12 protein-coding genes are annotated in these 12586 nt (G+C 57.7%); 7 read left to right on the top strand and 5 right to left on the bottom strand.

The features are described from left to right. Window positions 1–153: 153 nt before the first annotated feature. Genes lptD through apaH form a run of 6 tightly spaced genes read left to right on the top strand, consistent with a single transcriptional unit; the run spans window position 154 to window position 6906 of the window. A complete protein-coding gene (lptD, locus tag AFK65_RS03430; protein ID WP_038858059.1) occupies window positions 154–2517 on the top strand; it encodes an LPS assembly protein LptD in 2364 nt (787 codons plus the stop codon). Between the two features lie 53 nt (window positions 2518–2570). Then, on the top strand, window positions 2571–3857 hold the full coding sequence (gene surA, locus AFK65_RS03425; RefSeq protein WP_007703077.1) for a peptidylprolyl isomerase SurA: 1287 nt from the start codon (window positions 2571–2573) through the stop codon (window positions 3855–3857). Next, window positions 3857–4852 (top strand): 4-hydroxythreonine-4-phosphate dehydrogenase PdxA, encoded by a 996-nt coding sequence (gene pdxA / locus AFK65_RS03420; protein WP_007703074.1) that lies wholly within the window; start codon window positions 3857–3859, stop codon window positions 4850–4852. The genes surA and pdxA overlap by 1 nt, the downstream gene beginning before the upstream one ends. Continuing rightward, window positions 4849–5670 carry a 16S rRNA (adenine(1518)-N(6)/adenine(1519)-N(6))-dimethyltransferase RsmA gene (rsmA, locus tag AFK65_RS03415; RefSeq protein ID WP_007703072.1) on the top strand — a complete coding sequence of 274 codons (822 nt, stop codon included), beginning with the start codon at window positions 4849–4851 and terminating at the stop codon, window positions 5668–5670. Before pdxA ends, rsmA begins: the two co-directional genes overlap by 4 nt. Window positions 5671–5672: 2 nt before the next feature. Then, the gene (apaG, locus tag AFK65_RS03410; protein ID WP_004385583.1) at window positions 5673–6050 is read left to right on the top strand and encodes a Co2+/Mg2+ efflux protein ApaG; all 378 of its coding nucleotides are present in this window, start codon (window positions 5673–5675) and stop codon (window positions 6048–6050) included. Window positions 6051–6054: 4 nt separating this feature from the next. Further along, the gene (apaH, locus tag AFK65_RS03405) at window positions 6055–6906 is read left to right on the top strand and encodes a bis(5'-nucleosyl)-tetraphosphatase (symmetrical) ApaH (RefSeq protein WP_007703069.1); all 852 of its coding nucleotides are present in this window, start codon (window positions 6055–6057) and stop codon (window positions 6904–6906) included. A gap of 430 nt (window positions 6907–7336) precedes the next feature. On the opposite strand, the gene folA is transcribed toward apaH, so the two are convergent. After that, a complete protein-coding gene (gene folA / locus AFK65_RS03400; protein ID WP_004386239.1) occupies window positions 7337–7816 on the bottom strand; it encodes a type 3 dihydrofolate reductase in 480 nt (159 codons plus the stop codon). A gap of 265 nt (window positions 7817–8081) precedes the next feature. Here folA and AFK65_RS03395 point away from each other — a divergent pair, with 265 nt between their 5' ends. After that, entirely contained in the window at window positions 8082–8696 is a 615-nt protein-coding gene (locus AFK65_RS03395) for a LysE family transporter (protein ID WP_012815261.1), read from the top strand. Window positions 8697–8747: 51 nt separating this feature from the next. Here AFK65_RS03395 and kefC read toward each other — a convergent pair whose 3' ends face one another. From kefC to AFK65_RS03375, 4 genes are all read right to left on the bottom strand, one after another. Beyond that, window positions 8748–10610, bottom strand: a complete 1863-nt coding sequence (kefC, locus tag AFK65_RS03390) for a glutathione-regulated potassium-efflux system protein KefC (RefSeq protein WP_038858063.1) — start codon at window positions 10608–10610, stop codon at window positions 8748–8750. Beyond that, on the bottom strand, window positions 10603–11133 hold the full coding sequence (gene kefF, locus AFK65_RS03385) for a glutathione-regulated potassium-efflux system oxidoreductase KefF (RefSeq protein ID WP_007701710.1): 531 nt from the start codon (window positions 11131–11133) through the stop codon (window positions 10603–10605). The genes kefC and kefF overlap by 8 nt, the downstream gene beginning before the upstream one ends. A gap of 213 nt (window positions 11134–11346) precedes the next feature. Then, the gene (locus AFK65_RS03380) at window positions 11347–11580 is read right to left on the bottom strand and encodes a YgdI/YgdR family lipoprotein (protein WP_007701022.1); all 234 of its coding nucleotides are present in this window, start codon (window positions 11578–11580) and stop codon (window positions 11347–11349) included. A 132-nt stretch (window positions 11581–11712) separates the two neighbouring features. Continuing rightward, window positions 11713–12576, bottom strand: coding sequence for a hypothetical protein (locus tag AFK65_RS03375; RefSeq protein ID WP_007701018.1), 864 nt, complete (start codon window positions 12574–12576; stop codon window positions 11713–11715). Between the last annotated feature and the right edge of the window lie 10 nt (window positions 12577–12586).

Genomic DNA, 12586 nt, shown 5'->3' with positions numbered 1-12586 from the left:
GAAATTCCTTTATCATACCTGCCATTCAAAGCGGTGCCTAACCGGCAGGCAGAAAAGCAGACAGGATAACACTGGCGCTGTAGTGATGAGTAAGTTAGTCTCTGACCGTTTGCCGACGCGAAGCCATTGATGATGGAACCACGAATAACTCGTATGAAAAAACGTATTCCCACCTTGCTGGCCACCATGATTGGCACAGCCCTTTACAGCCAACAAGGCATGGCTGCCGATCTTGCTTCTCAATGTAAGCTTGGCATACCCACCTATAATCGTCCTCTGGTGCAGGGCGAACCTAACCAGCTGCCGGTGACGATTAACGCCGATCACGCTAAAGGTAACTACCCGGACGACGCGGTGTTTACCGGTAATGTGGATATTCAGCAAGGTAATAGTCGCCTGCAGGCGGATGAAGTGCAGCTTCATCAGAAACAAGCGGAAGGCCAGCCAGAGCCCGTGCGCACGGTCGATGCCCTGGGTAATGTGCACTATGATGACAATCAGGTCATCCTGAAAGGTCCTAAAGCGTGGGCGAATTTAAATACTAAAGATACGAACGTCTGGGAAGGCGATTATCAGATGGTGGGACGTCAGGGCCGCGGCAAAGCGGATCTGATGAAACAGCGCGGTGAAAACCGCTACACCATCCTGGAAAACGGCTCCTTTACCTCCTGTCTGCCGGGCTCGGATACCTGGAGCGTGGTCGGCAGCGAAGTGATCCACGACCGCGAAGAACAGGTCGCCGAGATCTGGAACGCTCGTTTTAAACTCGGCCCCGTGCCGGTGTTCTACAGCCCCTATTTACAGCTGCCGGTCGGCGACAAGCGCCGCTCAGGTTTCCTGATCCCGAACGCGCAATACAGCAAAAGCAACTACTTCGAGTTCTCGTTACCGTACTACTGGAACATCGCCCCGAACTTTGACGCCACCATTACGCCGCACTATATGCACAAGCGCGGCAACGTGCAGTGGCAGAATGAATTCCGCTACCTGACGCAGGCGGGTTCGGGCCTGATGGAGTTTGACTATCTGCCGTCGGATAACGTCTATCAGGATGAGCATCCGGAGATGGATTCTAAGCATCGCTGGCTGTTTTACTGGCAGCATGGCGGCGTAATGGATCAGGTGTGGCGCTTTAACGTTAACTACACCAAAGTCAGCGACACCAGCTACTTCAACGATTTCGATTCCAAATATGGTTCGAGCACCGACGGCTACGCGACGCAGTTCTTCAGCGTCGGTTATGCGGTGGAAAACTTCGACGCGACGCTTTCCGCGCGTCAGTTCCAGGTGTTCGATGCTAACCGGGGCAGCGCCTACCGCGCCGAGCCGCAACTTGACGTCAATTTCTATCAGAATGATGTCGGGCCGTTCGACACGCGTCTTTATGCTCAGGCGGTACACTTTACCAACGTGAATGAAAACCTGCCGGAAGCCACGCGTCTGCACCTTGAGCCGACCATAAGTCTGCCGGTCTCCAACGACTGGGGCAGCCTGAATGCCGAAGCGAAGCTGCTGGCGACCCATTATCAGCAGGATAATCTCGATCGCTACCGCGCGTACCGCGGCGGCAATAACGAAGCGGCGAACAATCTGGAAGACTCTGTGAACCGCGTCCTGCCGCAGTTTAAGCTCGACGGCAAGCTGGTCTTCGAGCGCGACGCCAATCTTATCGGCGACGGCTTTACCCAGACGCTGGAGCCGCGCGCGCAGTATCTCTACGTGCCGTACCGCGATCAAAGCACGATCAATAACTATGACTCCTCGCTGCTGCAGTCCGACTACTCCGGCCTGTTCCGCGATCGTACCTACGGCGGCCTTGACCGTATCGCCTCCGCCAATCAGGTCACGACCGGCGTCACGTCACGTATTTATGATGATGCCTCCGTTGAACGTTTTAACGTTTCTGTAGGTCAAATCTACTACTTCACCCAGTCCCGTACCGGCGATGACGATATCAACTGGGAGAAGAACAAAGATACGGGTTCGATGGTCTGGGCGGGCGACACCTACTGGCGCATCAGCGATCGCTGGGGCCTGCGCGGCGGCGTACAGTATGACGCGCGCCTGGCTAACGTTGCCACCGGCAACGGCGTTATCGAATACCGTCGCGATGAGGATCGCGTGGTACAGCTGAACTACCGTTACGCAAGCCCGGAGTATATTCAGGCGACGCTGCCTTCGTATTCCACGGCGGAACAGTATAAAGACGGTATTAATCAGGTGGGCATGACGGCGAGCTGGCCGATTGTGGATCGCTGGTCGGTGGTGGGCGCGTATTACTATGATACCAACGCCAACGAAGCGGCCGATCAGATGCTCGGCGTGCAGTACAACTCCTGCTGTTATGCTATCCGCGTCGGTTATGAGCGGAAACTCAACGGCTGGGATATTGATAAGAGCAAATACGACGAGGTCATTGGCTTCAACATTGAGCTGCGCGGCCTGAGCTCCAACTACGGCCTCGGCACTCAGCAGATGCTGCGCTCGAATATTCTGCCGTATCAGCGCTCCATGTAATGCTCAGATTTTGAAACATCCTCCGCTTTGCGGTTAAACGAAATGGAAAAGGTATGAAGAACTGGAAAACGCTGCTTCTCGGTATCACCCTGGTGGTGAATACCAGCTTCGCTGCTCCGCAGGTTGTCGATAAAGTTGCAGCCGTCGTGAACAACGGCGTGGTACTGGAAAGTGACGTTGATGGCCTCATGCAGTCGGTAAAGCTTAACGCCAACCAGGCAGGCCAGCAGCTCCCGGATGACAGCACGCTGCGTCATCAGATTCTGGAACGTCTGATCATGGATCAGATTATGTTGCAGATGGGCCAGAAAATGGGCGTTAAGATCAGCGACGACCAGCTCGATCAGGCCATCGCTAACATCGCCAAACAAAACAACATGACGCTCGATCAGATGCGTAGCCGTCTGGCCTATGACGGCCTGAACTACAACACCTATCGCGCGCAGATCCGCAAAGAGATGATCATCTCTGAAGTCCGCAATAACGAAGTGCGCCGTCGCGTCACTATTCTGCCGCAGGAAGTGGAAACGCTGGCCGAGCAGGTAGGCAATCAGAACGACGCCAGCACCGAGCTGAATCTGAGCCACATTCTGATCCCGCTGCCGGAAAACCCGACCGCCGATCAGGTGAGCGAGGCGGAAGCCCAGGCGCGTTCGATTATCGATCAGGCGCGTAACGGCGGCGATTTCGGTAAGCTTGCGATTACCTATTCCGCAGACCAGCAGGCCCTGAAAGGCGGCCAGATGGGCTGGGGCCGTATTCAGGAGCTGCCTTCTGTATTCGCCCAGGCGCTGAGCACCGCGAAGAAAGGCGACGTGATTGGCCCGATTCGTTCAGGCGTTGGCTTCCACATCATTAAAGTGAACGATCTGCGCGGCCAGTCTCAGACCGTGTCGGTCACTGAAGTGCATGCGCGTCACATTCTGCTGAAACCGTCGCCGATCATGACCGATCAGCAGGCGCGTCAGAAGCTTGAAGAGATCGCCGCTGATATCAAGAGCGGTAGAACCACGTTTGCTCAGGCAGCGCGTGAATTCTCTCAGGATCCGGGTTCTGCAAACCAGGGCGGGGATCTCGGCTGGGCGGCGGCGGACGTTTACGATCCGGCTTTCCGCGATGCGCTGATGAGCCTCAACAAAGGCCAGATGAGCACGCCGGTACATTCTTCTTTCGGCTGGCATCTGATCGAACTGCTCGATACCCGTAAATCTGACCGCACCGACGCGGCGCAGAAAGATCGCGCCTACCGGATGCTGTTTAACCGTAAATTCTCTGAAGAAGCGGCGACCTGGATGCAGGAACAACGCGCCAGCGCCTACGTGAAAATTCTGAGCAACTGATGGTAAAAACACCCCGCGTGGTCATTACGCCCGGCGAACCCGCCGGGATTGGCCCCGACCTGGTTGTCGCGCTGGCCCAGAACAACTGGTCTGCGCAACTGGTCGTCTGCGCCGACCCGTCGCTACTCACCGCGCGGGCGGCGCAGCTCGGTTTACCGCTTACGCTGTTGCCCTACTCTTCCGATAAAGCTGCCGCCCCTCAGGCGGCAGGTACACTTACGATCCTGCCCGTTACGCTAAAAGCGCCTGTCGTGCCCGGCACGCTGGATGCGGCGAACGGCAGTTACGTGGTGGAAACCCTGGCGCGCGCCTGCGATGGCTGCCTTAGCGGCGAATTCGACGCGCTGGTCACCGGCCCGGTGCACAAAGGCATTATCAACGACGCAGGCATTCCGTTTACCGGTCATACCGAGTTCTTTGAAGCGCGCAGTCATAGCGAAAAAGTCGTGATGATGCTCGCTACCGAAGCGCTGCGCGTCGCCCTGGTCACGACACATCTGCCGCTGAAAGCGGTGGCGGACGCCATTACGCCGGATCTTCTGCGCCATATCCTCACGACGCTTCACCACGACCTGCAAAGCAAATTTGGTATCGCGAACCCGCATGTGCTGGTCTGCGGCCTGAACCCGCACGCGGGGGAAGGCGGTCATATGGGCACTGAAGAGATCGACACGATTATCCCTGTGCTGGAAGAGATGCGCGCGAAAGGGATGCGTCTCACCGGTCCGCTGCCCGCCGATACGCTATTCCAGCCCAAATACCTCGAAAACGCCGATGCGGTGCTGGCGATGTACCACGATCAGGGCCTGCCCGTGCTAAAATACCAGGGATTTGGCCGCGCGGTGAACATTACGCTCGGCCTGCCCTTTATCCGCACGTCGGTCGATCACGGCACCGCGCTGGAGCTGGCAGGATCCGGAAACGCCAGCGTCGGCAGTTTTATTACGGCGCTTAATCTCGCCATCAGCATGATTGTGAACAGTAAGAATCAATGAATAATCGAGTCCATCAGGGCCATTTAGCCCGCAAACGCTTCGGGCAAAACTTTCTTAACGATCAGTTCGTTATAGACAGCATCGTCTCTGCTATCAACCCACAAAAAGGCCAGGCGATGGTAGAAATCGGCCCGGGCCTTGCCGCCTTAACCGAGCCGGTGGGCGAACGCCTTGACCAGCTCACCGTTATCGAGCTGGACCGCGATCTCGCGGCGCGCCTGCAAACGCATCCGTTCCTCGGCCCGAAGCTGACCATTTATCAGCAGGACGCCATGACCATGGATTTCGGCGAACTGTCGCAGAAAATGGGCCAGCCGCTGCGCGTGTTTGGTAACCTGCCGTACAACATCTCGACCCCGCTGATGTTCCATCTGTTTAGCTATACTGATGCGATCGCCGACATGCACTTTATGCTGCAAAAAGAGGTGGTCAACCGTCTGGTCGCGGGGCCGAACAGCAAGGCGTATGGCCGCTTAAGCGTGATGGCGCAGTATTTCTGCAATGTGATCCCGGTGCTCGAAGTGCCGCCCACCGCCTTTACGCCGCCGCCCAAAGTGGATTCCGCCGTAGTGCGCCTTGTGCCGCACGCCACGCCGCCGCATCCGGTGAAAGAGCTGCGTCTGTTAAGCCGCCTCACCACCGAAGCGTTTAACCAGCGCCGTAAAACGATTCGCAACAGCCTCGGCAATGTGTTCAGCCCTGAGATTCTGACGTCGCTCGGCATCGACCCGGCTATGCGCGCCGAGAATATTTCTGTTGCGCAGTATTGCCAGATGGCGAATTATTTAGCTGATAATCCGCCCTCGAAGGAGAGCTAAACATGGCTGATTCACCCCGCGTTTGCGTACAGGTACAAAGCGTTTATATCGAAGCGCAGTCTTCACCGGAGGATGAGCGTTTCGTCTTTGCCTATACCGTCACCGTCCGCAATCTGGGGCGAACGCCTGTTCAGTTGCTGGGCCGCTACTGGCTTATCACCAACGGCAACGGTAAAGAGACCGAAGTCCAGGGTGAAGGCGTGGTAGGGGTTCAGCCCCACATCCAGCCCGGCGGCGAATACCAGTACACCAGCGGCGCGGTCATTGAAACGCCGTTCGGCACGATGCAGGGCCACTATGAGATGGTGGACGATCAGGGCAACGGTTTTCACCTTGATATCCCGGTTTTCCGTCTCGCCGTTCCCACACTGATCCATTAATACCATGTCTACATATCTGATTGGCGACGTTCATGGTTGCTACGATGAACTGGTCGCGCTGTTACAGCAGGTCGACTTTACCCCAGGCCAGGATACGCTGTGGCTGACGGGCGACCTGGTGGCCCGCGGTCCCGGCTCGCTGGAAGTGCTGCGCTACGTCCGCTCGCTCGGCGATTCCGTTCGTATGGTGCTGGGCAACCACGATCTGCATCTGCTGGCGGTTTTCGCGGGCATCAGTCGCAATAAACCGAAAGATCGGGTCACGCCGCTGCTTGAAGCGCCGGACGCCGACGAGCTTGTCAACTGGCTGCGCCGCCAGCCGCTGTTACAGGTGGATGAAGAGAAAAAGCTGGTGATGGCCCATGCGGGCATTACGCCGCAGTGGGATCTCGCTACCGCACAGGCGTGCGCCCGCGATGTCGAAGCGGTGCTGGCAAGCGACAGCTATCCGCTGTTCCTCGACGCGATGTACGGCGATATGCCGAACAACTGGTCGCCGGAGCTGACGGGCCTTGCGCGCCTGCGCTTTATCTCGAACGCCTTTACCCGGATGCGCTATTGTTTCCCGAACGGCCAGCTCGATATGTATTGCAAAGAGAGCCCGGAAAGCGCGCCCGCGCCGCTGAAACCGTGGTTCGCCATTCCGGGGCCGGTGGCGCAGGAGTACGCCATCGTCTTCGGGCACTGGGCGTCGCTCGAAGGTAAAGGCACGCCGGAAAACATCTACGGTCTGGATACCGGCTGCTGCTGGGGCGGTACGCTGACCTGCCTGCGCTGGGAAGATAAAGCGGTGTTCACGCAGCACTCTAATCGTCAGACCGACAGCGACGACGACAAAGCGGCCATCGCGTCCTGACCGTATTTTCTCTGTAGAAAGGTGGATGCGCTTCGCTTATCCACCCTACCTTTTCTCACCACCATTCCGTAGGGCGGGTAAGCAACGCGCACCCGCCCTATAAAAGGTGGATGCGCTTCGCTTATCCACCCTACCTTTTTTCACCACCATCCCCGCAGGGCGGGTAAGCAACGCGCAGCCGCCCTATAAAAGGTGGATGCGCTTCGCTTATCCACCCTACCTTTTCTCATCACCATCCCCGCAGGGCGGGTAAGCAACGCGCACCCGCCATATAAAAGGTGGATGCGCTACGCTTATCCACCCTACCTTTTCTCACCACCATCCCCGCAGGGCGGGTAAGCAACGCGCACCCGCCGTCGCAGCCCCATAAAAAAAGCGGACACGCCATGCGCATCCGCTTTTTCGACTTAACCGTCATCCCGAACGCGGATTAACGGCGCTCAAGGATCTCGAAACAGTAGCTGTGCGAGTTCTTCTCATCGGCGTCATGGAATTCGCTGAACACCGACTGCCACTCGTCCGGCTCGTAATCCGGGAAATGGGTATCGCCTTCCACTTCCGCATCGATATGGGTGAGATAAAGACGCTGCGCGCGCGGCAGGAACTGCTCGTAAACGCGGCCGCCGCCAATCACCATCACTTCTTCGGCATCGCCGCAAGCCTGTAACGCTTCCTCAACGGAGCGCACCCACACCACGCGGTCATCGTCGCCCGGACGGCTGCTGAGCACGATATTTTTACGGCCCGGCAGCGGGCGACCGATCGATTCCCAGGTCAGGCGACCCATGATAACCGGTTTGTTAAGCGTGTTACGTTTAAACCAGGCGAGATCGGCAGGGAGGTCCCACGGCATGGCGTTTTCCATACCAATCACGCGATCCACCGCTAAAGCCGCAATCAGACTGATCATTGATAATTTCCCAGGTATAAAAAATTGCCGCCACTATACGGAAAGCGCAATCTTTAGTCGACTGGCGACCGGAACCAGGCAGAGAATTTTTTTTGTTCTGCTGTGCAGGGCACGATGCGGCTTTTTCCGCCGCTGCGTTATGCGACTGAAACCAAACGCGTTTCGTCTTTACACCCCCGTAAAGCCGCGATGTCGCCTGTGAGCGGCAGATGCCAAAAAAGGCCGAATGCTTTATAGTGCGCGCTTGCTGATGTGAGGATTGACCATGCTGGAAACCACCCTTTTCGTTGCCACCATTGCGGCGCTGGGCATGCTGTCGCCGGGCCCCGATTTCTTTCTGGTTATCAAAAACGCCGCGCGCTACCCGCGCAGCGCCGCGATGATGACGGCCGCAGGCGTTATCGCTGGCGTCGTGACGCACATGACTTACTGCGTGGCAGGTATCGCGGTGGTCATCACCACTACGCCCTGGCTTTTCGGCGCGCTGAAATATGTCGGCGCGGCGTATCTGGTGTGGCTTGGCATCAATGCGCTGCTGGCGCGCGGCACCACCAGCCTGGCGCTCGATGGCGTGGCGCAGGAGAGCACCTCGCTGAAAAAAGCGTTTATTCAGGGTTACCTCTGTAACCTGCTGAACCCCAAAGCCACGCTGTTCTTCCTGGCGATGTTCACCCAGGTGCTGAACGTGAATTCCGGCCTGATGGAAAAACTCTGGTACGCGGGCATTATCGTCGCCCTGACGCTGGTCTGGTGGCCGCTGCTGGTCTTGTTGATTCAGAGCCAGCCGGTGCGCCGCGGCCTGACCAAAGCGCAGAAGGTGATCGACAAACTGCTGGGCGGCATGCTGCTGGCGCTCGGCATCAAAGTGGCGCTGAGCTAACGCCGCGCCCTGCCTTCGCGCAAAAGAAAACGCCCCGGACGGGGCGTTTTTTTAGGGCTGCGGTTTCACTTCCGGCTCGTCGGCATCATCGCCGGTGTGCTTGCCTTCCTGTGTCCCCTGCCAGCCGTGGCGCTGGATCAGCGACAAGTGCGCGCGGTCTTCGCTGATGATTTCCGTCAGCATCGCGCTGGTGCGCTTAAAGGTGGCGGCGCGCGCCGACGTGTCGTTGTCGCCCTCGGCCATTTCATCCACCATCTGCTGGTTGTAGCAGCGGAACAGATCGGCGCGCTCGCGCGCTTCGTAACTGCCGATGCCCAGCTCTTCCAGCGCCATGCGCCCTACCCGCAGCGCGCCTTCGAACGTTTCACGCTCCGGCTGCGCGACACCTGCCTGACGCAGGCGAATGTAGTGATCCACATCGCGGGCGCGGGCGATAATCCGCACCTGCGGAAAGTGCGTCTGCACCAGCTCCGTCAGTTGCAGATTCGCCTGCGGATCGTCAATGGCGTTAATCAGCACTTCAGCTTTCGCCACGCCCGCCGATTCCAGCAAATCGACGCGGGTCGCGTCGCCATAAAACACCTTCATGCCGAATTTACGCAGCGTTTCGATATGATCCGGGTCGTGATCGAGAACCACCATCTTCACGCCGCTGGAGAGCAGCAAACGACCGGCTATCTGACCAAATCGCCCGAAGCCCGCGATGATCACCCGCGGCTGCTCCTCGTCAATTTCATCGGCTTCACGCGCCTGCTGCTGCCCCGATTTCTCAAGGCGGGTTAACAACACCAGCAGCAGCGGCGTCGCGGCCATGGAGAGCGCCACCGCGAGCGTCAGCGCCTTCGCCCATTCGGCATCCAGCACCTCGGCGCTGCGCGCCGCGCCGAAAATCACGAACGCGAATTCACTCCCCTGTCCTAACAGCGCCGCAAACCAGCGCCCCTGACGCCCAGGCACCTTCAGCGGTTTTGCGATAAGCCACAGCGTGACGGTTTTGATAATCAGAAAGCCGAACAGGAGCGTCAGCACGCGCAGCGGATGCGCCACCAGCGTGCCGAAATCAATCGACATCCCGACGCCGATAAAAAAGAGGCCCAGCAGCAGCCCTTTGAACGGCTCGATATCGCTCTCCAGCGCGTGGCGGTATTCGGAGCTTGCCAGCAAGACGCCCGCGAGAAACGCGCCCATCGCCATCGACAGCCCGGCCTCTTCCAGCAGCAGCCCGAAGCCGAACACCAGAAACAGCGCCACGGCGCTGAACACTTCGCGAAGCCCGGAGCGGGCTACAAAGCGCAGCGCCGGCCGCGCGACAAAACGCCCGAGCAGCACCACCAGCGCCAGCGCGCCGACCACTTTCAGCGCCGAGAGGAGGAACGCGCTGGCGGTCGTCGCCTCGCCGCTCGCGGCCAGCAGCGGGATCATCGCCACCAGCGGGATCGCGGCGATATCCTGGAACAGCAGCACGGCAAAGGCGCTGCGCCCCATTTGCGACGCCGTCAGGTTACGCTCGTTCATCGCCTGCATGGCGATGGCCGTTGAAGAGAGCGCGAGCGTCAGGCCAATCAGCAGCGCCACCTGCCAGCGCAGCCCGAGCGCCACGCAAAAGCCGCCGAGCAGCAGGCCGCACGCGCCCATCTGCAACGCGCCGCCGCCAAAGACCGAGGCGCGCAGCTTCCACAGGCGCTGCGGATCAAGCTCAAGCCCGATGACAAACAGCATCAGCACCACGCCGATTTCCGCGAAATGCAGAATCGCCTGCGCGTCCGTCACCAGCCGCAACCCCCACGGGCCAATCAGCCCGCCGGCAATCAGATACCCCAGCACCGAGCCAAGTCCGAGGCGCACCGCGACGGGCACAATCAGCGCGGCCGACCCGAGGTAGATCAGCGCCTGAATCAACGTATGACTATCCATGATGCCGCTCCTGCCAGTCGGTTAAGCGTTTCTGGTATTCCCGCGCTTTGCCTTCGAGCGTTTCGTCGTCGCAGACAAAAGTACGGTGCATCGCATAGGGCGCCAGCCAGTTCAGGCCGCAATAGAGCGCGGTCGCCTGTAACGGCTGCGCGAGCACGTCGAAGCCAGGATGGTCGCCAAGATCAAAATGGTGTTTATCGCCGCCGGTCGTCACGGCCCACAGTACGCTTTTGCCCCTGAGCGCCGTTCCCCCTTTGCCATAGGCCCAGCCGTGCGATAACACTTTGTCTATCCAGAGTTTGAACAGCGGCGGCACGCTGTACCACTGCATCGGATGCTGCCAGACGATGAGATCGGCGCGCGCCAGCGCCTCCTGCTCGGCGGGCACGTTGATGTTGAAATCGGGGTAAAGCTGATAAAGCGAGCGCACCTCGATATCGTCCAGCCCCTGCACATGCTCCAGCATTCGCCGGTTGGCGTGGGAGTGATGCGGATAGGGGTGCGCATAAATAATTAAAATCATAACCTTGCCTGTGTCCTGCCCACCGTGGGAATGCAATGAGTGTAGCCAGTTAACGGGCGCGCTGACAGGGACAATCCGCAGGGGTATTGGGCGGGGATGAAACAGAAAGGATTTGCTGCGATTTACCGGCGGGCATAAGGCGTTTTGCGGTAAAAATAAAAACGGATGCATCAGCATCCGTCTTTTCAGGTGCGAGGATAATTAACGCGGTGGTTAGTTATCCAGTTCGCTCATGGATTTTACCTGGTCGCGGTTAATCTGCTCGGTCTGTCCGGTCTGGGCGTTTTTATAAGAGACCAGCCCGGTATCGCTGTCGACTTCCGGCTTACCGTCGGTGACCACGGTTTTACCGTCGGTCGTCTTAACGGCCTGATTGGATGAACAGCCCGCCACGGTAAACAGCGTAGCGGCAGCAAAAATGGACGTAATCAGTAGTTTCGATCGCATGGTGTTCTCCCCTGCTTTCAGTGTGTTTTAATGACTTACTTTATTATTTTAGATTAACTTACTGATAACAGATGGAAATACAGACGGTTCTGAGGCCGGGCATCCTGAATGCCGATGCCCGGCGGTCGGATATTACTGCTTCAGCTCCAGAATGGAGCTCATCATCGTGTGATTCAGGTTGGTCATAATTTCATAATAACGGGTCAATTCTTCACCGCCAGCTTTAGGGTTACGCCATTTCTCGCGGTTCTGTTTGTCGAACGCTTTGAGCAGATCTTTTTGGTCGCCTGCCGATTCGGCATGAATAAAGTCATTATAAATTTTGGTGGCTTCATTCAGGTTTTGCTGAAGTTCAGGCGAAGTAAACTGCGCGCTGATTTCAGGCGGCTGGTAACGCGACTCTGTGATACGCATGTTTTCAGTGTATTCCACGGAGGGCGAAAACTGATTGTTGTAATAGTCCTTAAACTCTTCGAGACGGAAAAGTTTGGTTTTGTAGTTATCCGCGGACGTCGATGACATCGACTCCGGGAAAGGCTCTGTCGGGTTCAGCTCCCACTCTTTCGTAAAATTATCGATAAACAGCCCGCTGCCCATATCTTCGAACGGGCCGGTTACGGTCTGCCCGTCAATCGTCAGGGTGTGAACATCGCCGTTTTCACTGGACGGTGTTACCCCTTCCGCCAGGTATTTTTGTATCACGTAAATGTAACGAGTACGGGTCGGGTTGATAAGACCGCTCACGCCCGAGCGAGGCATCGCGCTAAAGACGCTGAATTTTACCTTGTCGCCATTCTCAAGCGTCAGCGTATGCTGGCCCGCGTCCAGTTTAATCGTTTGTGATTTTTCTGCCGGAACGGTGATTTTTTGATCGTCTACCGAAATCGCGAGCGGTTTCCCGGTCGGGTTATCAATCAGGAACTCTTTGCTGTCACCACCGCCAAAGCAGGCGGTTAATGCCAGACAGGCACCCAGAAGCAGGACTCTTTTTAACACGTGTTTCTCC

It is taken from the genome of Cronobacter universalis NCTC 9529 (assembly GCF_001277175.1).
Taxonomy (GTDB): domain Bacteria; phylum Pseudomonadota; class Gammaproteobacteria; order Enterobacterales; family Enterobacteriaceae; genus Cronobacter; species Cronobacter universalis.
This window is presented reverse-complemented; position numbering and strand designations above follow the sequence as displayed.